At 50.9% G+C, this 22297-nt stretch carries 17 protein-coding genes; 7 read left to right on the forward strand and 10 right to left on the reverse strand.

The genetic code is table 11. The features are described from left to right. The first annotated feature begins 16 nt into the window (after nt 1-16). Nucleotides 17-655 (forward strand): LysE family translocator, encoded by a 639-nt coding sequence (locus BZG81_RS13780; protein ID WP_028569734.1) that lies wholly within the window; start codon nt 17-19, stop codon nt 653-655. Here the strand turns inward: BZG81_RS13780 and BZG81_RS13785 are convergent, their stop codons facing one another. From BZG81_RS13785 to BZG81_RS13795, 3 genes are all read right to left on the reverse strand, one after another. Beyond that, nucleotides 656-1786 (reverse strand): amidohydrolase, encoded by a 1131-nt coding sequence (locus BZG81_RS13785; protein WP_241827396.1) that lies wholly within the window; start codon nt 1784-1786, stop codon nt 656-658. It lies immediately after the preceding gene. Nucleotides 1787-1912: 126 nt separating this feature from the next. Beyond that, the gene (gene pta, locus BZG81_RS13790) at nt 1913-4060 is read right to left on the reverse strand and encodes a phosphate acetyltransferase (protein WP_077575898.1); all 2148 of its coding nucleotides are present in this window, start codon (nt 4058-4060) and stop codon (nt 1913-1915) included. 105 nt (nt 4061-4165) lie between these two features. After that, on the reverse strand, nt 4166-5362 hold the full coding sequence (locus BZG81_RS13795) for an acetate kinase (protein ID WP_077575897.1): 1197 nt from the start codon (nt 5360-5362) through the stop codon (nt 4166-4168). A gap of 357 nt (nt 5363-5719) precedes the next feature. On the opposite strand from BZG81_RS13795, the gene yfbV reads away from it, so the two are divergent. Beyond that, a complete protein-coding gene (yfbV, locus tag BZG81_RS13800; protein WP_077460099.1) occupies nt 5720-6169 on the forward strand; it encodes a terminus macrodomain insulation protein YfbV in 450 nt (149 codons plus the stop codon). A gap of 84 nt (nt 6170-6253) precedes the next feature. Here yfbV and BZG81_RS13805 read toward each other — a convergent pair whose 3' ends face one another. The 3 genes from BZG81_RS13805 to BZG81_RS13815 form a co-directional block, all read right to left on the reverse strand. Continuing rightward, on the reverse strand, nt 6254-7267 hold the full coding sequence (locus BZG81_RS13805) for a ChaN family lipoprotein (protein WP_241827397.1): 1014 nt from the start codon (nt 7265-7267) through the stop codon (nt 6254-6256). Continuing rightward, nucleotides 7267-8109, reverse strand: coding sequence for a 23S rRNA (guanine(745)-N(1))-methyltransferase (gene rlmA / locus BZG81_RS13810; RefSeq protein WP_077575896.1), 843 nt, complete (start codon nt 8107-8109; stop codon nt 7267-7269). The genes BZG81_RS13805 and rlmA overlap by 1 nt, the downstream gene beginning before the upstream one ends. A 128-nt stretch (nt 8110-8237) precedes the next feature. Further along, nucleotides 8238-8738, reverse strand: coding sequence for a YfbU family protein (locus BZG81_RS13815; RefSeq protein WP_021023992.1), 501 nt, complete (start codon nt 8736-8738; stop codon nt 8238-8240). 171 nt (nt 8739-8909) lie between these two features. Between BZG81_RS13815 and BZG81_RS13820 the strand changes: the two genes are divergently transcribed. Together BZG81_RS13820 and BZG81_RS13825 are read left to right on the forward strand one after the other, a co-directional pair. Next, complete coding sequence (locus BZG81_RS13820; RefSeq protein ID WP_077677652.1) at nt 8910-9575, forward strand: energy-coupling factor ABC transporter permease; 666 nt, start codon at nt 8910-8912, stop codon at nt 9573-9575. A 149-nt stretch (nt 9576-9724) separates the two neighbouring features. Next, nucleotides 9725-10915 carry an MFS transporter gene (locus BZG81_RS13825; protein ID WP_241824034.1) on the forward strand — a complete coding sequence of 397 codons (1191 nt, stop codon included), beginning with the start codon at nt 9725-9727 and terminating at the stop codon, nt 10913-10915. 81 nt (nt 10916-10996) lie between these two features. Here BZG81_RS13825 and focA read toward each other — a convergent pair whose 3' ends face one another. After that, the gene (gene focA, locus BZG81_RS13830) at nt 10997-12451 is read right to left on the reverse strand and encodes a formate transporter FocA (RefSeq protein ID WP_077677653.1); all 1455 of its coding nucleotides are present in this window, start codon (nt 12449-12451) and stop codon (nt 10997-10999) included. A 197-nt stretch (nt 12452-12648) separates the two neighbouring features. Between focA and BZG81_RS13835 the strand changes: the two genes are divergently transcribed. Continuing rightward, nucleotides 12649-13554 carry a LysR substrate-binding domain-containing protein gene (locus BZG81_RS13835; RefSeq protein ID WP_077460102.1) on the forward strand — a complete coding sequence of 302 codons (906 nt, stop codon included), beginning with the start codon at nt 12649-12651 and terminating at the stop codon, nt 13552-13554. A gap of 103 nt (nt 13555-13657) precedes the next feature. Here BZG81_RS13835 and pflA read toward each other — a convergent pair whose 3' ends face one another. Continuing rightward, nucleotides 13658-14398, reverse strand: coding sequence for a pyruvate formate lyase 1-activating protein (pflA, locus tag BZG81_RS13840; RefSeq protein WP_021023997.1), 741 nt, complete (start codon nt 14396-14398; stop codon nt 13658-13660). Nucleotides 14399-14729: 331 nt separating this feature from the next. Between pflA and BZG81_RS13845 the strand changes: the two genes are divergently transcribed. Next, nucleotides 14730-16349 (forward strand): methyl-accepting chemotaxis protein, encoded by a 1620-nt coding sequence (locus tag BZG81_RS13845; RefSeq protein ID WP_077677654.1) that lies wholly within the window; start codon nt 14730-14732, stop codon nt 16347-16349. Nucleotides 16350-16421: 72 nt separating this feature from the next. Here BZG81_RS13845 and pflB read toward each other — a convergent pair whose 3' ends face one another. Both pflB and BZG81_RS13855 read right to left on the reverse strand, forming a co-directional pair. After that, nucleotides 16422-18698, reverse strand: coding sequence for a formate C-acetyltransferase (gene pflB, locus BZG81_RS13850; RefSeq protein ID WP_077460104.1), 2277 nt, complete (start codon nt 18696-18698; stop codon nt 16422-16424). A 133-nt stretch (nt 18699-18831) separates the two neighbouring features. Then, nucleotides 18832-20343: a DUF3360 family protein gene (locus tag BZG81_RS13855; RefSeq protein ID WP_077460105.1), complete on the reverse strand. Its 1512-nt coding sequence runs from the start codon at nt 20341-20343 to the stop codon at nt 18832-18834. A 466-nt stretch (nt 20344-20809) separates the two neighbouring features. Here BZG81_RS13855 and BZG81_RS13860 point away from each other — a divergent pair, with 466 nt between their 5' ends. Further along, nucleotides 20810-22000, forward strand: a complete 1191-nt coding sequence (locus BZG81_RS13860) for a tetratricopeptide repeat protein (protein WP_077669783.1) — start codon at nt 20810-20812, stop codon at nt 21998-22000. Nucleotides 22001-22297 lie beyond the last annotated feature (297 nt).

A 22297-nucleotide genomic window follows, 5' to 3' on the forward strand; every position in this document is an offset into this window, starting at 1 on the left:
GTTCTGATTAAGTGATATGCCAACTGCCTTGATTGATACCACGATGTTGACGCTATTTATTCCCACCTTCTTTTTTGTGTCAATCACACCGGGAATGTGTATGACACTATCCATGACCCTGGGGATGACTATCGGAGTTAAGCGTAGCCTACATATGATGTGGGGCGAGCTCATTGGCGTCGGCCTTGTGGCGATTGCGTCAGTGGTAGGGGTGGCGGCCGTGATGCTGAACTATCCTAGCGTGTTTCAAGTGTTTAAGTATGTGGGGGGCGCGTATCTGGCGTATCTCGGCGTACAAATGTGGCGATCGCGTGGCAAAATGGCAATCCCAAAGGAAGAGGCGTCGGCGCCGAATGATATCTCTGCGTTATCGTTGGCGGCACAAGGTTTTGTCACTGCGATAGCTAACCCGAAAGGCTGGGCATTTATGATCTCACTGTTGCCGCCGTTTATTAACCCTGCGATCTCATTGCCCAGTCAGCTGAGCGTGCTGGTGTTGATCATTCTTTGCACGGAATTCAGTTGTCTTATGCTGTATGCCAGCGGTGGGCGCACCTTACGTCAGTTTTTGCAGCAAAAGGGTAATGTGCAATTGCTGAACCGAATCGCCGGCACCTTGATGATCGGCGTCGGCTTTTGGCTGGCGTTGGGGTAATTAACGGCCGTGATGGTGTGTAATCACTCTGCAAAATAGTGCTTTGGCGGTCGCTAAAATCGCATCCGGGAAGTCATAGTCAGGGTTGTGCAGCTGTGGGTGGTACTCGCCGCTGCCAATGCCAAATAATGCGCCGGGCCAGCGGGCGAGAAATTCGGCGACATCTTCTGACCAACGCATAGGCTCCTTAAGCCAGTGAACCTCTAACCCCAGCGATTGCGCCGCGTTGACCACGGTTTGGTTATGCGCTGTGCTGTTTTCGGCGGCAATAAACGGCTCGTGCCAACTTAGATCCACGGTTAATTTTGCTCGGTCGGCGATAGCGTTTACGTGATCGACTAACCGGGTTTGCATGGCATGAAACGTGGCGTTGTCGTCGCTGCGTAGGGTCGCCATTACGGTGGCCTCGCCGGGCGCAACGCCAAACGCGGGGTCGCCAAGTTGGGCGTGAACTAGCGTCACTAAGCTGAACGTGGAAGGATAAGCGTCAGGAAGTTGTGTAAGCATACGCATCACGTCACTCATGGCGTTTGCCGGACTGACCCCGCGCTCTGGGTAAGCGGCATGGGAGGTTTTGCCGAACAAACGAATCGCAACACCGGTTGAGGCGCAGGCAAAGGTGCTTGGGCGCACCACTATTTGATGTTGGGCAAAGCCTGGCAGATTATGAAAGGCATAAACATTGTCGATGTGGCGGGTTACTAAAAGCGGATCGGCACACAGACGTGCCGCACCTTCGCCGGTTTCTTCAGCAGGCTGAAAAGCGAGAATGACAGTCCCCTGTTTAGGGGGTGTTTGGCATAGCTGAGCAGCGACGGCAAGCAAGGCGGCAGCATGGCCATCGTGACCGCAGGCATGCATGATGCCATCGTGACAGGATGCATAATCAAGTTGGGTGTGTTCGTGAATGGGTAACGCATCAAAGTCGGCGCGTAACAAGGTGGTTGGCCCTGGCTCGCGACCTGCAATGTCTACCACAATACCATGACCGCCCACGTCGGTATGGGGGGTGAGACCAAAGTCGCGTAGTTGGGCAGCAATGGTGCGCGCACTTTGCGCTTCGTGATTCGACAGTTCAGGGTATTGGTGCAGGGCATGCCTAAACGCTAAGGGATCAAAATCAATCGCCATCATCGACTCCAAAACAAGGATGGAAAGGCTATGCTAGATCGCTTTGGAGCGTCACGTTGTGAAGTTAAACGCAAAAAAAAGCCAGCAACATGTGCTGGCTTTTGCTCTTTCTGGGCTGAGCGTGGGTTACGCTTGGCCGTTGTCTTCGGCTTGCTTAGCCTGAATCGCTGTCAGTGCCACGGTATAGACAATATCGTCAACCAAGGCGCCACGTGACAGATCGTTCACTGGCTTACGCATGCCTTGTAGCATTGGACCGATAGAGACCAACTCGGCAGAACGCTGTACTGCTTTGTATGTGGTATTACCTGTGTTCAAGTCTGGGAAGACGAACACGGTGGCTTTACCGGCAACAGGCGAGTCTGGCGCTTTTGATTTCGCGACATTTTCCATGATAGCGGCGTCGTACTGAAGCGGGCCATCGATGATCAGATCAGGACGCTTCTCTTGGGCAAGACGGGTGGCTTCGCGGACTTTATCCACGTCTGCCCCTTTGCCTGAGCTACCGGTCGAGTAAGAGATCATCGCTACGCGCGGTTCAATACCGAATGCCGCGGCAGAATCGGCAGATTGGATCGCGATTTCAGCCAGTTGTTCAGCATTCGGATCCGGGTTAATCGCACAGTCACCGTATACCAGCACTTGCTCAGGCAGCAGCATAAAGAATACTGATGAGACCAAAGAAGCGTTCGGTGCGGTTTTGATGATTTGCAGCGGTGGACGGATGGTGTTAGCGGTGGTGTGAACCGCGCCCGATACCAGGCCATCCACTTCGTTCGCTTCTAGCATCATGGTACCCAGTACCACGGTATCTTCGAGGTGCTCTTGGGCAATGACCTCGGTAATACCTTTGCTCTTACGCAGCTCGACCAAGCGTGCCACGTATTTATCGCGTGCTTTTACCGGATCGATAATTTCGACGCCAGCGCCCAAGGTGACACCTTGCTGATCGGCAACGCGTTTGATTTCTTCTGGGTTACCCAAAAGCACACACTCGGCAATTTTACGCTCAGCACAGATAGCGGCGGCCTTGATGGTACGTGGCTCGTCACCTTCGGGTAGCACAATGCGCTTAGCGGCTCGACGTGCAAACTCGGTCAGCTGATAACGGAATGCGGGTGGACTGAGGCGACGTTCGCGGTTCGACCCTGAGCTGAGTGATTCAATCCAGTTGCCATCAATGTGGCCAGCAACGTGGTCGTTCACAAACTCAACACGGGCTTTATCGTCAGCCGGCACTTCAAGGCTAAAGCTTTGCAGATTGAGCGACGTCTGCCAGGTGTTACCTGCAGTGGTAAATACCGGAAGGCCGGTTTCAAACGCGCGGTCACACAGGGCTTTTAACTGGTCAGGGATGGCATAGCCACCTGTCAGCAACAAGGCACCGATTTCTACGCCGTTCATCGCAGCCAGACACGCGGCGACGATCACGTCAGGGCGGTCAGCCGAAGTTACGAGCAAGGAGCCTGGGCGGAAGTGTTCAACCATATTAGGGATTGAACGCGCACAGAAAGTAATGCTCTTGATGCGACGTGAGTGAATTTCGCCTTCGTTGATAATGGTGGCGTTCAAGTGCTTGGCCATATCGCTAGCACGAGTGGCGATCAGGTCGATTTTCCATGGCACACAACCCAGTACACGGATTGGGCTGGAGTTGAAAATCTGCATCACTTCAACGTTAGTTGGACGTGCGCCGTCCGCTTCGTCAAAGATTTCTGACAGGTCAGGGCGCGTGCGACCTGCATCATCAACAGGCGCGTTAAGCTTGTTGATGATCACACCTGAAATGTTGCCGTTTTTGCTGCCACCAAAGTTGGTGCAGGCAAACTCGATACGCTCTTTAAGCTGGGCAGGGTTGTCAGTGCCTGGGGTGGTCACAAACACGATTTCTGCATCCAGTGTTTTGGCGATCTCGTAGTTGATCTGGTTCGCGAAGGGGTGGTTACGTGTGGTGACCAAGCCTTCGACGAGCGCAACTTCTGCGTTTTCAGTGGCACGAGTAAAGCGCGCGAGCACTTCTTCGAGCAGCACATCTTCTTGATCCGAGCGCAGCAGGTTTTCGGCTTGGTTCATTGACATCGATTCGGCGACTCTCATATCACTGTTGGCGTGAATGATTTCCGTCGTCAGATCGGTGACGTCAGTGTCGCTACCGTGATGTGGCTGAGCAATCGGTTTAAAAAATGAGACGCGGACGCCTTTACGCTCCATCGCTCGCATGACGCCAAGGCTGACACTTGTCAGGCCGACGCCGGAGCCGATTGGAATTAGCATAATAGTACGGGACACGTTGACTTCCTCTTACTATCTGGTTGGCGTGCCGGATGGTCCGGCACGAATACAAAAACGGCTGAGTGGAATCAGCCGTTGGAAATGGTCTTACAGGCCAGTTAGGCGCGCAGTGTCTTGCGCAATCACCAACTCTTCGTTGGTTGAAATCACCATCGCAGGCACGCGGCTTGCGTCGGTAGTGATCACGCCTTCGCCGCCAAAGCGGGCTTTCAGGTTGCGCTCTTTATCGACCTCAACACCCAGCAGAGCTAGGCGCTCGAGTACCAATTCGCGAATTGGGCCTGAGTTCTCACCGATACCGCCGGTGAAGACAATCGCGTCTAGGCGGCCGTCGAGGGTCGCGGTGTAGCTGGCTACGTACTTGGCAAGACGGTGGCAGAACACGTTCATTGCACGTGTTGCTTCTTCTTTCTCGCCGTAGTTATCTTCAACAAAGCGGCAGTCAGAGGTCACTTCGGTCAAGCCTTGCAGGCCAGACTCTTTGGTAAGCATGGTGTTGATTTGCTCAACGCTATAACCGAGTGCATCGTGCAGGTGGAAGATAATCGCTGGGTCTAGGTCACCAGAGCGGGTGCCCATTACCAAGCCTTCCAATGGGGTCATGCCCATTGAAGTATCGACCGATTTGCCGTTTTTAATCGCACATACTGACGCACCGTTACCAAGGTGGCAGTTGATGATGTTCACTTCGTCGACAGGCTTGCCAAGTTGCTCAGCGGCCGCATTGGCGATAAAGAAGTGAGAGGTACCATGCATGCCGTAGCGACGAATGCCGTGCTCTTTATAAAGATTATAAGGCAGCGCATACAGATAAGCTTCTTCTGGCATGGTTTGGTGATACGCGGTATCGAAAACAGCGACATTTTTCAGCGCAGGGAAGGCTTTTTTCGCCGCCTCAATGCCAACGATATGTGCTGGGTTGTGCAATGGCGCGAAGCTCGCTGCATCGTGGATCCCTTTGAGCACCTCGTCCGTAATCAATGCTGACTGGGTAAAATGCTCACCGCCATGAACAACGCGGTGACCGATAGCACCCAAGTTCTCGGCCAGTTCAGGCTTCGAGGCCAGAATTGTGTCTACAATGAAGGTGAGGGCTTCAGTGTGCGCGGCGCCGTTGCCCAGTTGGGCTTCATGCTTACCGTCCATTTTCCACTTGATGCGGGCTTCTGGAAGGTTAAGGCATTCGGCAAGACCGGTAAGATGCTCATCGCCTGATTGTGCGTCGACAATGGCGAACTTCAAAGAGGAGCTTCCGCAATTGAGTACGAGAACCAGCTTTGACATGTATGACTACCTATGTTTCGTGAGACAGAGTGTATGGAATAAAAAGGATAGTGGACAAATTGAGACACTACCTTTTCAAAAAAGAATTATCTCATGCCTTGTCGCGGGGAAAGAATTATCGTTATCCGTCCTGGATAAGTGAACGCTCCATTGAGTACAACCGGATTGGGTTGCGAGACAATCGAATCCGAGCAACAATGATAAAAGTGCGCTAAGGATAGCGGGACTTGATCCAGATAACAAAAATTTTTTGAGCGATATGGGTTAAATTTTAAAGTTTTTAAACAATTTGTTTAGTTTTTATTGTAAAAGTTGAGTGACAGCCCCTTTCGGTCACACTGAACAAGTGAGGTAGGTATGACAACGAACAAATCAATCTGGCGCTGCCTGCAAGACGGTCAGAAATACATGCAAGAATGGCCGATGAAAAAGGAATTAGCGCCGGTTTTTCCTGAAAATCGTGTGATCACCATAACGCGGTTCGCGATCAAGGTCATGCCTGCTATTGCCGCAATCAGTGTGTTGCTTCAAATGGCAGCAAACAATGTACAAGGCATGCCGCAAGCGGTGATTGTGGCGCTATTTGCGCTGAGCTTGCCGCTTCAAGGGCTGTGGTGGCTGGGACGCCGCCGTGATACGCCGCTGCCGCCGGCTTTGGCGGGGTGGTATCGCGAACTGCATCAAAAGATCACCAGTGAGGGGCACGCGATGCAGCCGATAAAAAGCCAACCGCGATACAAAGAGCTAGCGCAAGCATTGAGCCGGGCGTTCAAAGTGGATCGCGCAGCATTAGAGCGTTGGTTTTAACCTAACCGAAATGCGCCGCTCACCCAGGCAACACACGCCGACCTCAGGGTCGGCGTTTTTATTGGTCGGTGATGGATGCGTGGCTTAACGACACTGCGGCGCGCCTTGCCCTTTCATTTGGCTGACTGCTTCGCGCATTTCATCCATCGACTGCCAGCGCTGGGGCAAAGGCATGACCTTTAAGCGAAGATCCTTGGCGTTGTCGGCAAGCTTGGCTTGATCACTCACCGCGGTGATCAGTGCAATGGTCAGGTCGGGATTTCGCGCTTTTAATTGTGCGGCCGTTCCTAATCCTTCGGCAATATGAAAGCGGCCCGCGATGTGGACAATTTGGGTATCAGGGTGACGGGCGTGATAATCGACCATGCTTTCTGCCATGGTGGCATCCCAGGCGAGTTGCGCGGCAAATTGATCGTCGGTTTGGGTGGGAGTGCCATGATGCATGTTGGCTTTAAACTGACGTTTATAAGGTGAGTCTTGGGTATCAATCGTCGCGGCAAACCACTGACGCTGCTGGTCCGGCAATTTATCTAAGTAAGCCAAACCTTGTCGACCAATACAGCTAACCATGCGTTTAGGGGCGTTAGCGGCAATCACGTCAAATTGACGCTGTTTAGCTAGCTCGATCAACGGGCGATAGCTGCCATTGTAGTTGTCCCATGCATTGGCTCGACGCTTAAGCGTGTCTTCGCCAATGTCGCCGGCAAGGTATTGATTCACCACTGGCTGGGCATCACGGCTGAATTGCTCCATGGAAAGCGCGACAGAATGACGTGAGGCAAGTTGGTTGAGCAACTCGGTTTGAAAACGGTGCACCCCAGGATGGCTGTGCCATTCACCGATCAGAACAATATCCGCTTTTTCGACGTTGTCAGCCACTTGAGTCAAGCTAAGTGACTGCCCTTGGGCGGTGGTCACTTGATAATCAAATAAGGTATTGATAGACGCCGATGTCGGTTGCGATGCCGCTGCGACACTGACGGGGCTTAGTACTAAGCTGGCCGCCAATAGCCATTGAGTGGCACGCAGTTGCAAAAAGCGCGGCTTCAAAAAGCGGTCAATCACGCCCTTTTTTGTCCATGGTGAGCAAGTGTGCATCACGCTTCTCCTTTGGCCGAGTCAATCTCTGTGTGATGACGATACACACGCAAGGTAAAGTCGGCTTCACAGTGAAAGCCGTTGGCATTGGCTAACGTTTCACGCCATTCATCGGAGGCGCGCCAGGCAAGCGGTGTCATCTGCAGCAGGGTGAGGGCTTGCTCGCCTGCTAATGTCATCGGGTAATGCAGTGAGCGCTCACTTTCAAGCTGGAAACCGGGCAGGGCCTCTGCTGGCGTTTCGTGTAACCGGACCTCATCATAGATACCCGCTTTAAGCTGAAATAGATGACGTGGACCTGGGGTGACGGTGACAACAACGCCACCGGGCTTGATAACACGATCAAGCTCGTCGCCATTGCAGGGCGCATAAATACGCACCACACCGTCAAGGCTGTTGTCGGCAAACGGCAAGCGTTGCGATGAGGCGACCGAAAACTGACATTGTGGATACCATTTCGCGGCATAGCGCACGGCGATTTTGGCGATATCCAGCCCATAAATAGACCACTGTTGTGCGGCTGTCTGATCAGCGATAGCATGGGTGTAATACCCTTCACCACAGCCCACATCCAAGATCGTCTGGTGCTCGCCATTCAGTGCCTGGGTGAGGGAATCAATCATCGCTTGGCGCATGGGCGCATAATGGCCAGCGTTTAAAAATGCGCGGCGGGCTTGAGTCATGGCTTTATTGTCGCCCGGATCTTTGGAGCGTTTAAATTGCACCGGTAATAGGTTGAGGTAGCCCTCTTTGGCGCGATCAAATTGATGATTGGCAGCGCAATAAGCACCACGTGGCTTGGCTTGTAGGGGCTGTTGGCATAGCGGGCATCGATAAATCATGGCAGAGTCTGTGTCTTGTCTTTGATGCGCTTAAGGGTACGGGCTTGTGTGACGTTCGACAAGTTTGCGCCGTGAGAAATCAAAAAGCCGCCCACAAGGACGGCTGCATTGTTACCTTTTCCCTTTCACTAGGCGGCGAGGATCTTTTCGATCTCGGTTAGGCTTAAGTGAAATTGACGCGGGCACTGACGCCAAACGTCGAGCATACGACGGTATTTGTCACGCATTGGCATTTGACTGTTAAAGCAGTGCTCCCCTTGATCAAACTGCGGATAGAGCCCCTCAGTATCGACTAAAAAGCGCACATAATGCACCAAAGCCCCTTCGGTTGCTGCGTCAAAGCCCCAGAACTGCACGCGACGTGGCGATAATGCCGCTTGGTTGGTATCGTCAAGGAGGTGATAAGAGGCCTGCATCGCATGGTGCATTTCCATGATATCAATCACTTCGCGGCATTGGGTTTCGCAGAGTGCTTCAAACTGGCTGATCACCTCGGCCATTTGCAACGCGTAGCCGCGCTCAATGATGGTTTGTAGGCGACGGTACTTTTCGCCATTAGAGGGATCGAGGTGGCACATTAACTGGTACTGGTTAGATAAAATTAAACGTTGTGCAGGGGTCATATCCATTGCGGTTGGCCTCTTAACTCTCGAAGTTACAATAGTCGTTCATCAAACGATGAGGGTATGGACAGAGATTAGCAGCTCTTTATCGCTGAAATCTTGATCTGAGCTATGTCCGTAGCACGTTTTTCACCCGCATAAGGGATTGGGTAAAAGATCGTTCATGAAGGGGACGTTATGTTTGAGTGGGCTGATGTCAGTGGTTGGCAATGGATAGGTTGGTTAGGCTGGGCAGGGGTATTATATGGAACCTATCCACGTGAGTTTTTTCCTAAACTGCGCCAGGAAGTGGGTTATCAGCATTTAGCGTTTTCATCGGCGGTGGTGCTGTTTGCGCTTTGGGCGTTGCAGGCGGGGATCAAAGAGGGGCTCGATATCCACTTTCTGGGCGTGACCACGTTAGCCTTATGCCATGGTTGGCGCATTGCCATTTGGATTACCACCGTGCCGTTGGCACTGATGGGGCTTTTTGGTTTTGTCCCCGTCGCTGATATGGGGATGACGGCGCTTACCACGGCGATGCTGCCTATTGTATTCAGTTATGCGATTTTTGCGCTGAGCTACCAGTATTTAACCCGCCACCTTTTTATCTATATTTTTATTGCGGCGTTTATCGGTGCGGCGCTGACCATTGTGTTCCAGTTATCGGTGACCTCGCTCTGGTATTGGGCTGCCGATCGTCACAGCTGGCATGAAATTGTGCATAACTACCTGCAAATTGCGCTATTGATGTGGTTCCCCGAAGCGCTGCTTAACGGCATGGCGGTGACGGTGATGGCGGTGTATCGCCCCCATTGGTTACGCACCTTTTATGACAGAGAGTATTTGTCGCCAGAGCGTTGATGGCACACCGCTTGGGTATTAATGGATTCTATCCATTAAATTTTCTTATTGAGACCAATAAAAACGTTCGCTGTATTTATCTCAAATAATGGCACATATTAGCGGCCCCGGCCGTCCGTGCCACTTATCTGAGAATTGAACGAACTGTCATGAATAATCTATCCTCTGCACAAAATGGCAGCGGCATGGCCCTGTCTGTGTTTCCATGGGTGCCATTAGTGAGCTTAACGGCATTTGCGGTCGCGAGTGGCTATTTGATGAGCTTGATTCCATTGGCGTTAATGCCGCTTGGGATGCCGGCTGAACTGGCCGCCTGGCTGGCGAGTGCCTTTTATGCAGGGTTATTGTTTGGTGCTTTGTGGAGTGCACGTATCGTCGCGCGGATGGGGCATCGACAGGCATTAGTGCTGTTTATGAGTGTGCTGCTGCTGTCTATTGCCGCGATGGCAACGATCAAAGCGCAGGGGATATGGTTAGTGTCACGATTTGTGGCCGGTATTGCGGTCGCAGGGGTGTTTGTCGCGATTGAATCATGGTTATTGATCGCCGATTCAGAGCGTCAACGGGCTAAGCGTTTAGGCTTTTATATGGCCGCTTTATATGGTGGTAATGCCTTGGGTCAGCTGGGCGTCGGTTATGTCGGTGTGACAGGTGCTCAGCCGTATTGGTTGATCGGTAGTTTGGTCACGGCGGCGATTATCGTGCCCTTATTTATGCGCCATGGTGAGCCGTCGCAAGCGATGATGGGCCCTATTGAGCACACAGGCACCTTAAGAGCCATTCGTAAAGCTGCCTATATCGCCTGCATTGTGTCGGGGCTCACCTTAGGCGCGATCTATGGTCTATTACCCCTTTATCTTGCTGAACGTGTTGACGATCATCAACAGATTGGAGCAATGATGGCGTTAGTCATTGTTGGCGGCATGGGCGTTCAGCCGTTATTAGGTGCCATCTCGACCAGAGTGAATCGAGTCCTGTTGATGTTCTATTTCTGTGTGGTGGGATTGCTTGCCGTAGCCATCATTATACTTGCTAACAGCAACGGGTGGCTTGGCGTCGGGCTCGTGATGCTTGGTGGCGCCGTGTTTGCCATTTATCCCATTGCGATTGCTTATGCGTGTGCCTCGCTGGCGCCGGGGAAAATTGTCGCGGCTACTGAGGCGCTTCTACTCGCGTACAGTGTTGGATCCGTCAGTGGTCCGGTATTGGCGCATCAAGCATTTTCTGGTGAGCAAGGGTTGATGATGTACTTGGCCAGTTGCTTGCTTAGTACGGCGGTATATATGTGGATCGCTTATCTGAGAGGGCGTCGGCAAATGCCTAACTTGAGTGCCGCCTGACAACGTCGGGGAGCTAACACGACACGCGGGAGCTAACACGACACGCCTCAGAACCGTTCTGAGGCGTGTTTTTAGTTTTGGTTAGGCGCTAACAAGTCCTTCTTTTGCATCGGCAGGGAGAATATCCATGGCGTTACCGTATAACGGCGCCAAAGCTCGAACCACATCTGAGCGGCTGATGACGCCAACCAAGATGTTGTCTTTCATGACAGGATAAACGTGCGGTCTAGACAGTGTTTGTGTTTTCGCGCGCTCTAGTGCGGATTGGGTGGTAAAGCGCGTGGCAATGCCCGCATCACTGACCGGATACAGCACTTGGTTGTCAATGCTCATGTACTGCGCCAGTTCAATCACGGATTGGTCTGCCTCAACGGTCTGCACCTCCGTGCGCATTAAATCTTCGACTTTGGTGTCCATGTCGGGTTGGTAATCGTTCCACCATAAATCAACAAAGACATCTTGCACCGAGAAAAAGCCAACCAATTCATTTTGTTTATCGACGACAGGCGCACCTTGCAACTGATAGCGGTTGAGTTGCTCTAATGCATCGGCCACAAACTGGTGGCTTTGCAAGGCACAGTGGGCAGGCTTCATGTTTTTTTCAATGGTTAAGGTTTCTTGGGTCATAGTGGGTCTCTCAGAATAATTCGCAGACGGTAGCGTCAATGAAGAAATTTGCGCTGTTTTATTTTCTCTCTCAGGGTTAATAATCAGCCAGTAGCCCATGCCGACAAGGCCAGCACCGCCGACAATATTGCCGAGCGTGACGGGGATTAAATTGGCACTGATAAACTGGATCAGGTTAAGGTCATTGAAGGCAGCCGGTGAACTCCCTACTGCTTGCCAAAAACTGTCGGGCGCGAAAGTAGCAATGCTCATCCCCAGTGGCACCATGAACATATTGGCGACACTGTGCTCAAAGCCGGTGCTGACAAACATGGCCACGGGAAGAATCACCATCACTGCTTTGGTCAGTGGATTTTGCGACGTGAAGGTCATCCAAATCGCCAGACAAACCAGCAAGTTACACAACACCCCTAACGCAAAGGCTTGTATCCAACTGTGATGTAGCTTGTGTTGGGCCACGTGTAATGCGTTTAATCCCCATTGCCCATCGTCAAGTTGGTATAGCCCTGCCACCATCACGATAAACACCAACAGTAGGGCGCCGCACAAGTTGCCGAAATACACTCTTGCCCAGGTATAGAGCAGGCCGCGGGTGGAGATCTTGCCATTGGCACGCGCCAGCATAGACAACACTGTGCTGGTAAATAGCTCTGCACCGCCAAGCACCACCAATATTAAGCCCATGCTAAAGGCAAGCCCGCCCATCAACCGGGTTATTCCCCAGCCGGCGTTACTGCCCGTGGTTACCGTGAGGTAGAACACGAAAGCCAGTCCGATAAATAAGCCGGCCATCATGGCTAGCCCAACCGCCATCCGGGTCGATTTATGGGTTTTACTCTCTGCATAGGCTTCAGCGTTGGCAAGCAATGCAGCGGGGCCCTCCGTTTTAATTGGGGTAGGACTTACCATGCGTTGTCTCCTCTGTCGGCATTATTTGCCCGAGGGGAAAGACAGATCAACATACAGGTTGTACTCCTTTTTAGACGTAATGTGAATAAAACCAGCCTATTCTTCTCTCTATCAGGAGTAAAATTGATATTACTTAGGGTAAGAATCATAAAAATTGATAGGGTATTGCCATTAAAGCCAGACAGTAAGGAGCCTGGATGCGGTACTCATTGAAACAGTTGGCTGTGTTTGAAGCGATCGCCGCGACCGGCAGTGTAAGCCGAGCGGCCGACCAGTTAGCGTTGACGCAGTCGGCTACCAGTATGGCCCTGTCGCAGCTAGAAAAGTTGTTAGGGCGGCCATTATTCGAGCGGCAAGGCAAGCAAATGCAGCTCACCTACTGGGGAGCCTGGTTGCGACCCAAAGCACGCCAACTCTTGTTTGATGCGCAACAGATTGAGGCAGGGTTTGATGGACAGCACATTATCAGTGGCGATATTGCCTTAATTGCCAGTCAAACCGCAGCAGAACACCTTATTCCAGACCTTATCAGTATTATTGATAGTGATTTCCCCGAGCTGCGAATCGACTTTACCGTGAAAAACACCGAGAAAGTCATTGATAGTGTGCGCCGTTATCAGCACGACTTGGGGATCATTGAGGGGCGTTGCGATGATAGCCGCTTAAAGCAGCAGGTATGGTGCCATGACCACCTTGTGGTCGTGGCGGGCAAGCACCATCCTTATGCGCAGCGTGATCAGGTAAGCTTGGCGCAACTTGAACAAGCGCAGTGGGTATTGCGAGAGCCGGGTGCCGGGACACGACATAGTTTTGATAGTGCGATTCATGGCGTTATCGAAGATCTTGATGTGCGGCGAGAATATGAGCAGGTGCCTGTGTTGCGTACTTTGGTGGCTAACTCCAATTACCTAAGCTGCTTGCCCTATTTAGATGTTGAAAAGTGGATTGAACGCGAGGAGCTGGTGGCGCTGAACGTGCCGGAGCTCAATATGCGTCGGACACTGTCTTTTATCTGGCGAGCGGATGGCGCAGATAACCCTTTGCGTGACTGTATTATTCGTGAAGCCATTAGGATGACCAAAGCCCGCCGGCGCGAGATGTAAGTCGCGAGACAGAGGTATAAAGACGCGAAAAAAGTATAAAGACGCGAAAAAAAGCCGGCCACAAAGTGACCGGCTGATGGGTGGAGCGCAGAGGTGCGTCGGATTAATACATGACGTTATGACCATAACTGGCAATAATGTTTTTGACGTTATCCATCATTTCTTTTGATGGTGTGCCCACGTCTTTTAACTCATATTCGTAACCCAGCGCTTCCCATTTATGTTCACCAAGCTGGTGATAGGGGAGCAATTCCACCTTTTCGATATTGTCCATGCCTTTAATAAACTGACCTAGGCGGTGCGCGGAATCATCGTCATCCGTATAGCCGGGCACCACGACGTAACGAATCCAGGTTTTTTGTCCAATTTTGTGCAAGTAGTTGGCAAAATCGAGCGTGCGGCGATTCGATACGCCTACTAAGTCTTCATGAACCTCATCATTGAGCTGTTTTAGATCCAGCATGACCAAATCGGTTGCATCAAGCACTTCATCAATCACGGGCGTGTGCTTACGGATATAGCCATTGGTGTCTAAGCAGGTATGAATACCTTTGGCTTGTGCGGCCTGGAAAAAGTCTCGGACAAACTCTGGCTGTAACATAGCTTCGCCGCCCGATGCGGTGACCCCACCGCCTGATGCGGTGATGAAGTGGCGATAGGCCAATACATCTTTCATGATCTCATCGACAGTGACTTCTTTCCCGCCATGAGTATCCCAAGTATCGCGATTATGGCAATACTTACACCGCATCAAGCAGCCTTGCATAAAGACAATAAAACGTATCCCAGGGCCATCTACGGTCCCACAAGATTCAAAGGAATGGATGCGACCAATTGCCGACATAACTGTCTCCAGACTGCGAATTGCGATACTGTCATTTTATTACAAAAACCGGCCTCAACGTAAGGAAATTCCCCTCTTTTTCGCACTCTCTTTGTGAACGTTGCTGTGGTGTTACACCTCTGTCTTTGGGTTGATCACAGTTCCAGTTTTCTATGCCAGCACAATGAGAGCTAATCCAGATAATCTCCATGTTGTTTTTGTGTCTTCTGGCCTTTTTGTCCAAACTAACGTGCGACATGCAGAGTTACCCATATATGGCCTTTCAGGCTGCATGTGAGCTTAATAGAGCCGAGTATCAGGCTAGGATCAACAGCAAACGCTAGGGTATATAATGAAAAAAATCAGTGATCTGAGAGTGAAAAATAAGCTTGTTGCGCTCATGTTGATAGCCATTGCATTGCTGGTTGCGATCAGTATGTTCACTATCCAAAAAGAGCGTGATCAAGCTTATGCTGAGCGAACCGCTTCGCTAAGGGCCAATATAGAAGTGGCGCAAAGTGTGGTGAATTATTACCGCCAGCAGGCATCAAGAATCGGCGAAGAGGAAGCCAAAACGCAAGCGATCGCGCAACTGAACCAGCTTCGTTATGACGGCGATAACTATTTTTGGGTGCTCAAGCCTGATCTCACGATTGTTAACCACCCGATAAAGCCCAAGTTGAATGGCACCAGTGCGAACAGTTTGACCGATGGCGACGGCAAGCACCATTGGCGAGAAATGGTAACAGTGAGCAAAGGGTCACAAGGCGGTGTGTTGGATTATACTTGGCGCTCACCGGAAGGTGAGATGAAGCCCAAAATCTCTTATGTGAAACGCGTAAATGGTTGGAACTGGATTATTGGCTCGGGCACTCATGTGAGCGATATTGAAGCGCAGTTTATCCAGTCAGCGTGGCAAATTGGCGGATTAACGCTTATCGCGGGGGTGATCCTGTTAGTTTGTGGTGCGTTTGTCAGTCGCGACATCGTTGTGCCGTTAGATGAATTGGTCGAAAAGTTTGATCGGATTGCGGGTGGGGACTTACGCATTGAGTGCGGCTATACCCGTCATGATGAAATCGGTAAATTGGCGCGGCGTATGGATACAGCCATGGGGAGTGTTCGTGAAGCCCTGCGTGTTGCCCATGATGAGGCGAAGCAGTCTTCTACCATGGCGTCGTCGATTGCATCAGCGAGTGAGCAGAGTGCACAAAGTATTCAATCTCAGCGCGCGCAACTCGAGCAACTGGCAACGGCGATGAACGAAATGACAGCAACTGTCGCTGATGTCGCGGATCACGCAGAACAAACTGCGCAAGCCACGAATGATATTTCCTCGATGGCGGAAGATAGCAATCATAAATTGGATAGCACGGTAGCCAGTATCCGTGAAGTTGCCGAACGTATCGCTGGGGCAGATAAATTGGTCAATCAGGTCAAGCAAGGCGTGATGGAGATCAGTGATGTCGCGACGGTTATTCAAGGGATCTCTGAGCAGACCAATCTATTGGCCCTAAACGCGGCGATTGAGGCGGCACGTGCCGGTGAGCAAGGTCGTGGCTTTGCGGTGGTGGCCGATGAAGTACGCTCGCTGGCGCAAGGTACGCAAAAATCAACCACGCAAATCCAAGGCACGATAGAAGCGCTGACCAATAACGCGATTGAAGCGGCAGAGGCGATGAAATCAAGCCATACGTCCAGTGAAGCGAGTGTAGAAACCGCGCTTGAAACTCAGCAGCAGCTTAAAGATATGGTGAGTGCGCTACATGGCTCTAACGATCGCGTGGTACAGATTGCGGCGGCGGCCGAAGAGCAGGGGACGGTGTCTGAAGAAATGAACCAAAACGTCAGCAACATTCATAACTCAGCGAACGAAGTCAGTGGGGCGGCTTCTCACCTGGCAGAGCAAAGCCAGCTGTTGGCAGATTCTGCACGAGAGTTGGATAGACAACTGGATCATTTTGAAGTGTAACCCAAATAAAAACCGCCAGCATTTGCCGGCGGTTTTTTTATTAGCGTATCGCGTACGCTTTATCGCTACATCTTACAGTGAAGACGTGAAGGTACGTGTAATGACGTCTTGTTGCTGCTCTTTAGTCAGCGAGTTAAAACGTACCGCGTAACCAGAAACACGGATAGTCAGCTGAGGATAGTTCTCAGGGTTTTCCATCGCGTCTAGTAGCATTTCACGGTTCATCACGTTCACGTTCAGGTGCTGGCCGCCTTCTTGACCGCTTTCATGGTGGAAGTAACCATCCATTAAGCCCGCCAAGTTCGCGCGTTGGGTGTTTTCGTCTTTACCCAAAGCATTTGGCACAATAGAGAAGGTATAAGAAATACCGTCTTTAGCGTGAGCAAATGGCAGTTTACCGACAGAGGTCAGTGACGCAACCGCACCTTTCTCATCACGGCCGTGCATTGGGTTCGCACCTGGACCAAATGGCATACCCGCTTTACGACCATCTGGCGTATTACCGGTTTTCTTACCGTATACCACGTTTGAGGTGATCGTTAGGATAGACTGAGTCGGAACCGCATCACGGTAAGTTCTCAGTGAGCGGATTTTGTTCATGAAGCGTTCAACCAGGTCACAGGCAATCGCATCAACACGCTCATCGTTGTTACCAAACGCTGGGTATTCACCTTCGATATCAAAGTCGATAGCAATACCGTCTTCGTCACGAACTGGCTTCACTTTTGCGTACTTGATTGCGGCCAATGAGTCAGCAGCAACCGATAGACCCGCAATACCACAGGCCATGGTGCGATAAACATCACGATCGTGGAAAGCCATCAATGCCGCTTCATAGCTGTACTTGTCATGCATGAAGTGGATGCTGTTCAGCGCAGTCACGTACTGTTTCGCTAACCAATCCATCAGGTGATCCATGCGGTCCATGACTTTGTCATAGTCTAGCACTTCGTCAGTCATCGCTGGATGCTCTGGTGCAACTTGGATTTTCAGCTTCTCGTCAATACCACCGTTGATGGTATAAAGGAGCGTTTTAGCCAAGTTGGCACGGGCGCCAAAGAACTGCATTTGCTTACCAACGATCATCGGTGATACGCAACAAGCGATCGCGTAGTCGTCAGATTCAAAGTCAGTGCGCATCAGATCGTCGTTCTCGTACTGGATAGACGAGGTATCGATAGACACTTTGGCACAGAACTTTTTGAAGCCTTCAGGCAGTTGCTCAGACCAAAGCACTGTGATGTTTGGCTCTGGGCTTGGGCCCATGGTGTAAAGGCTGTTTAGGAAACGGAAGCTGGTGCGAGAGACCAGAGTACGTCCGTCTAGGCCCATACCGGCAACAGATTCGGTGGCCCAAATTGGGTCGCCAGAGAAGAGATCATCATACTCAGGCGTACGCAGGAAGCGTACCATACGCAGTTTCATGACGAAGTGGTCAATCAGCTCTTGCGCTTGTTCTTCTGTGAGTTTACCGGCTTCAACATCACGCTGTAGGTAGATATCAAGGAAGGTAGACGTACGACCGAGCGACATTGCCGCGCCGTTTTGTGTTTTAACCGCACCCAGGTAACCGAAATAGGTCCACTGAATCGCTTCTTTTGCGTTTTCTGCTGGGCGAGAAATATCACAGCCGTAAGACGCTGCCATTTTTTTCAATTGGCCCAACGCGCGGTGTTGCTCTGCAATTTCTTCACGCAGTTGCATGGTCATTTGCAGATCTTCGCCGCTTTCAAATTTCTCTTGTAGAGAATCGAATTGCGCTTTTTTGTCCGCCATCAGGAAGTCGATGCCGTATAAAGCAACGCGACGGTAGTCACCGATGATACGGCCACGGCCATAAGCATCAGGTAGACCTGTCAAAATGCCTGACTTACGACACTTGAGGATGTCAGGGGTGTAAATATCGAAAACCCCTTGGTTGTGAGTCTTACGATGTTCGGTGAAGGTTTTCTTTACTTGCGGATCCAGTTCGCGGCCGTATGCGTCACACGAACTTTGAACCATACGGATACCGCCATTAGGCAGCATAGCGCGTTTTAGCGGTGCGTCGGTCTGTAGACCAACAATCTGCTCCAGATCTTTCTCAATGTAGCCGGCATCATGAGAGGTCAGGGTAGAAACCACAGACGTATCAAAATCAACCGGGGCATGCGTCGCGTTTTCTTGCTTGATGCCTTCCATCACGCGCGCCCACAGTTGGCGAGTCGCGTCAGTTGGCTCAGACACTAGGAATGATTCGTCACCCTCATAAGGGGTATAGTTTTTTTGGATGAAGTCGCGAACGTCAACGGCTTTGCTCCAGTTACCTTCAACAAATCCTTCCCATGCATTGGAATTGTGCTCAGACATGTTGCACCTACCTGTTCTCTTTTCAAAAAGACATGTGTTGGGACCAAGGCCAGTCATAGTGTTGTGTCAGTATGGCTGACGCTGTGACCCATCGATTTATCCGGATGCCCCGCCCGAAAGCGGGGCCGTGTTATTACAATAAAGGTGGAATGCCGGGAATCATTCCGACTGCCAACATAGCAGCCACACAAATGATCACTGTGGCGGTTGGAATCACCAGACGATCGATGGTCGATAGCGTACCAGGACGCTCTTTATCGCCGATAAGACCGTTGTTGTCCAAGAGCATAGTGACTGCCCAACCAAAGACTGGGTTAACAGCCATGGAGGCGAAAATACAAATACCGGCTGATTGGCTAGACTTCGCGTCTTTAACCATTTGCATCCCTGCTTCAAGAAGCGGCAGGAACACACCTGATAATAGTGCAATGGTCATCACCGGTGGCCAGGTTGCTACATCCATTGGATAACCGATCAACGCAACCGCAATACATAACAGACCTAGGACAATGGCCCCGCCAGGAATCGGGCGACGAGCAATCGCTGCAGGAATCATATAAGTGCCCCATGAGGATGTGATATTACCCCCACCGACTGATGCCCCAACGATTTGGCGGATAGAACACCCTGTCATGGTGTCATCCACGTCCATCAATACCTTTTCGGCCTTTTTCGGGTAATTAAGTTCCTGGAAAATACGGTGACCAAGAAAGTCTGGCGACCACATCGCTACCGCGAGCAGAGCAAATGGTAGTGACGCAAGAAAGTGCGATAGGGTTGGTAAGCCCATTTGCCAACCTTGCTCGGTTGATCCCCACCAGTAAACCGGGTTTAGGTTTGGCACACCCGGTTGTGTCACAAACTCTAGTGATGAGCCGGCACCTAATGCGGTAGCAATCAATCCACCGGTAACGGCACAGACAGGAATCGCTAACCAGCGTTTACCAATGCGAGCTAAAAAGGCATAAATCACAATGGATACGGCCAGAATGACAATGGATATATAGCCCATATCAATGGCAGCACCCCAGGCTAGCAGGCTCTCAATTTGACCTTTTGCCCCGCCAAAGCCCAAGAAAATCAGCAAGCCACCCGCTACCCCTTGGCTGGTTAGGTTCACTAATTTAGACCCGCCTTTGACATAACTGAGTATCAAGCCAAAGGCACCGATTAGGATCCCCAAGGCGAGAGGATGTGCGCCGGCGAGCGCGATGGTCCCGACAAGCGGGATCATTGGCCCATGGTTACCGGCCAGGTTAGCGCGTGGATTGATAAATCCGCATAAAAGGACACAAAAAAGGAGTGCGGGGATAAGCATTTCAACCCGCGCGACCTCAACAGCAAACGCTTTACCTAAAGTCACATGATCCCACGCGGCGGTTAGCCCCTCAGCCCATGACATCATCACTGCAGAATACATAGCGATAATGCCGATGGTACCGGCCAGCGCGGGAACAAGATCCTCAATTTCAAAACGGAAGTCACGGCCAGGCAGGTTCAAGCCCCAACGGCGCGGACGCATAATTTGTAGTTCGTGATTCAGGTAGTCAGCCCGGGAGGCAAATGAAGAAGCCGGCTTGTGCTTCTTTTGATATTCGCTCTTTTCATCGTGACTCACACTGCGGTCTTGAGCATGTGTTGCCATAATTTCCTCGTCTACAGAAAGCAAAAGCTTTCGAAACAGCGACTTAGCCAGTCTTGGTTTATTTTTAACGCTGGCCTTGTGGCCGTGTTCTGTTTCGTTATCAGCATGCTAACAACAGGGTGATTCCCGAATGTTGACTTAGATCATTACCGTGTAATTTTTTTACGTGCTACGCCGGTGTTTACCGAGATTCTAGACCCATTATCGCGTTCACAATCCGACTAAAGTCGCTATTTTGTAATTTAATTACYAATAAGGGCGGCAAATATGTGCCACAAAACAGCAAGATAACGGCGTTATTGTGTGGCGTTTCGTCGGGTTTGTTGTGAGCGCATGTTAACAAATAAAGACAGCAAACGTTTGTTCGCTGTAGTGAATAAAAAAGATAGGTTATAGTCGAGGTGTTGTCTTCTAAAAATGGATTTTCATGTTGCGATGCTTATGTTTGTTTCCCGTTGAGTCTCGAATGCTTGTTTCTGTTAGTCGTCGACTTGCAATGATGCTTCTGTTTTTACTGTCATTCGCGACGGCGCAGGCGGCAGAAATAGCGGACGTAAGTGCCTCTATCGAGCGTGGAAATTATCAGCAAGCTCTGAAGTTGTCAGCGGCGTTACTGGCGCAGCAAGGCGATCAAAAGCTTGTGTCACCTCAGCGCGCCGAACTCTGGCGCTTACAGGGCATCAGCTATCTCTATCTTAATCAGCGTGCCGAAGCTTATCGTGCCTATCAAAACGCGTTAGCTTTGAACTCACTGTCAGAAGCCAGCGAAGCGGATGCACTTGCTGCCGTGATCCGTTTGGCCTATCGGGTCAAGCAATATGATGAGGTGTTAAATTATGCGCGCCAACTCAGTGAGCACCATCATTTATCCCCCTCTTCAGGCCGTCTTGCGATGCAGGCTGCTTATTCTTTGTCGCGATTTGATGTGGCGATTGATTATGCCAACCAGCTTCAAGAACTCGACGCACTTGATGCCTTTGTATTGCAAACAAAGGCGCTGAGTGAAATGGCGTTGTCGCGTTATGGTGCCGCGGCGGCGACGTTTGATCAGTTCGTGAATGCGGCTGATGTGGCGCCCAAGTGGCTCGAGCAAGCCGCGCGTGCGCATGTTAAAGCGGGGACGCATCGCACTGCTCGGCAATATTTAGCAAGGGCCAGGGCGGATATTGCGCTATACCGAGCGATTGCTGTTTCTCGACTTGATTCCAACGAGGCTGAGCAGGCGTTATTGTACTGGCAGCAGGGGCTACAGCAGCTTGACCGTGTAGCAACGCGTGATGAGCAGTTATTTATGGTGCAATGTCTGATCAAAAATAACCAGCGTGTAGCGGCTCTGAATCGAATTAGTGAAGTGAATTTAACCCAGCCGGATAAACAGACGTTGAAGTTGCAGGTAATGCTGGCTTATCAATTAGGCCATTGGAAAGAGGTCATTGATACGGCGCAAGTGGCACTGTCTTATGGGTTGAAAGACGATAAGATGCTTTGGCAGTGGCTGGCCATTAGTGCGATTAAAGCGGGCGACTACACGCTTGCTGACTATGCGCTTGACCAATGGCAAAGCAAGGATCCGTCTGAGCTTGTCGATCGCTGGCGAGACACGCTTGAACTGCTTAAAGCAAAACGTGCAACACGGCGTGACAGTCGCACCTCGTAATCCGATCTAGCAGATGTCTATTATTGAGTACAATACTGTCTTCTAATAGAAAAGAAACGCCTTTTTGTTCACAGTTTTGTCACCTGTGTTTTGTCGCAAAAATAAAATCAATTGCATCTTTATCCTCTTTTATCCTCCTTTTTATTTTGTCTTTATCAATCAAAACAATCTTTTTTCTTGCGTTTGCCTCTACACTTATTGTGGTTGAGGACTCAGGCATCGCGGGTAGTCGCCCAGATACTGAGTGTTCATTTTTTCAGCATTAAATATTGTATTTGACTTTTTATGCAGTAATAG

Source organism: Salinivibrio sp. MA607 (assembly GCF_001996245.1).
GTDB classification, from domain to species: Bacteria; Pseudomonadota; Gammaproteobacteria; order Enterobacterales; family Vibrionaceae; genus Salinivibrio; species Salinivibrio costicola.

Bases quoted from the DNA above. Each gene is read 5' to 3' on its own strand.
- pflB (WP_077460104.1), bottom strand. From the start codon at position 18,698: ATGTCTGAGCACAATTCCAATGCATGGGAAGGATTTGTTGAAGGTAAC.
- BZG81_RS13860 (WP_077669783.1), top strand. From the start codon at position 20,810: ATGCTTGTTTCTGTTAGTCGTCGACTTGCAATGATGCTTCTGTTTTTA.
- BZG81_RS13825 (WP_241824034.1), top strand. From the start codon at position 9,725: ATGAATAATCTATCCTCTGCACAAAATGGCAGCGGCATGGCCCTGTCT.
- BZG81_RS13845 (WP_077677654.1), top strand. From the start codon at position 14,730: ATGAAAAAAATCAGTGATCTGAGAGTGAAAAATAAGCTTGTTGCGCTC.
- BZG81_RS13820 (WP_077677652.1), top strand. From the start codon at position 8,910: ATGTTTGAGTGGGCTGATGTCAGTGGTTGGCAATGGATAGGTTGGTTA.
- pta (WP_077575898.1), bottom strand. From the start codon at position 4,060: ATGCTAATTCCAATCGGCTCCGGCGTCGGCCTGACAAGTGTCAGCCTT.
- BZG81_RS13795 (WP_077575897.1), bottom strand. From the start codon at position 5,362: ATGTCAAAGCTGGTTCTCGTACTCAATTGCGGAAGCTCCTCTTTGAAG.
- BZG81_RS13835 (WP_077460102.1), top strand. From the start codon at position 12,649: ATGCGGTACTCATTGAAACAGTTGGCTGTGTTTGAAGCGATCGCCGCG.
- focA (WP_077677653.1), bottom strand. From the start codon at position 12,451: ATGGTAAGTCCTACCCCAATTAAAACGGAGGGCCCCGCTGCATTGCTT.
- pflA (WP_021023997.1), bottom strand. From the start codon at position 14,398: ATGTCGGCAATTGGTCGCATCCATTCCTTTGAATCTTGTGGGACCGTA.
- BZG81_RS13805 (WP_241827397.1), bottom strand. From the start codon at position 7,267: ATGCACACTTGCTCACCATGGACAAAAAAGGGCGTGATTGACCGCTTT.
- rlmA (WP_077575896.1), bottom strand. From the start codon at position 8,109: ATGATTTATCGATGCCCGCTATGCCAACAGCCCCTACAAGCCAAGCCA.
- yfbV (WP_077460099.1), top strand. From the start codon at position 5,720: ATGACAACGAACAAATCAATCTGGCGCTGCCTGCAAGACGGTCAGAAA.
- BZG81_RS13785 (WP_241827396.1), bottom strand. From the start codon at position 1,786: ATGGCGATTGATTTTGATCCCTTAGCGTTTAGGCATGCCCTGCACCAA.
- BZG81_RS13815 (WP_021023992.1), bottom strand. From the start codon at position 8,738: ATGGATATGACCCCTGCACAACGTTTAATTTTATCTAACCAGTACCAG.
- BZG81_RS13780 (WP_028569734.1), top strand. From the start codon at position 17: ATGCCAACTGCCTTGATTGATACCACGATGTTGACGCTATTTATTCCC.
- BZG81_RS13855 (WP_077460105.1), bottom strand. From the start codon at position 20,343: ATGGCAACACATGCTCAAGACCGCAGTGTGAGTCACGATGAAAAGAGC.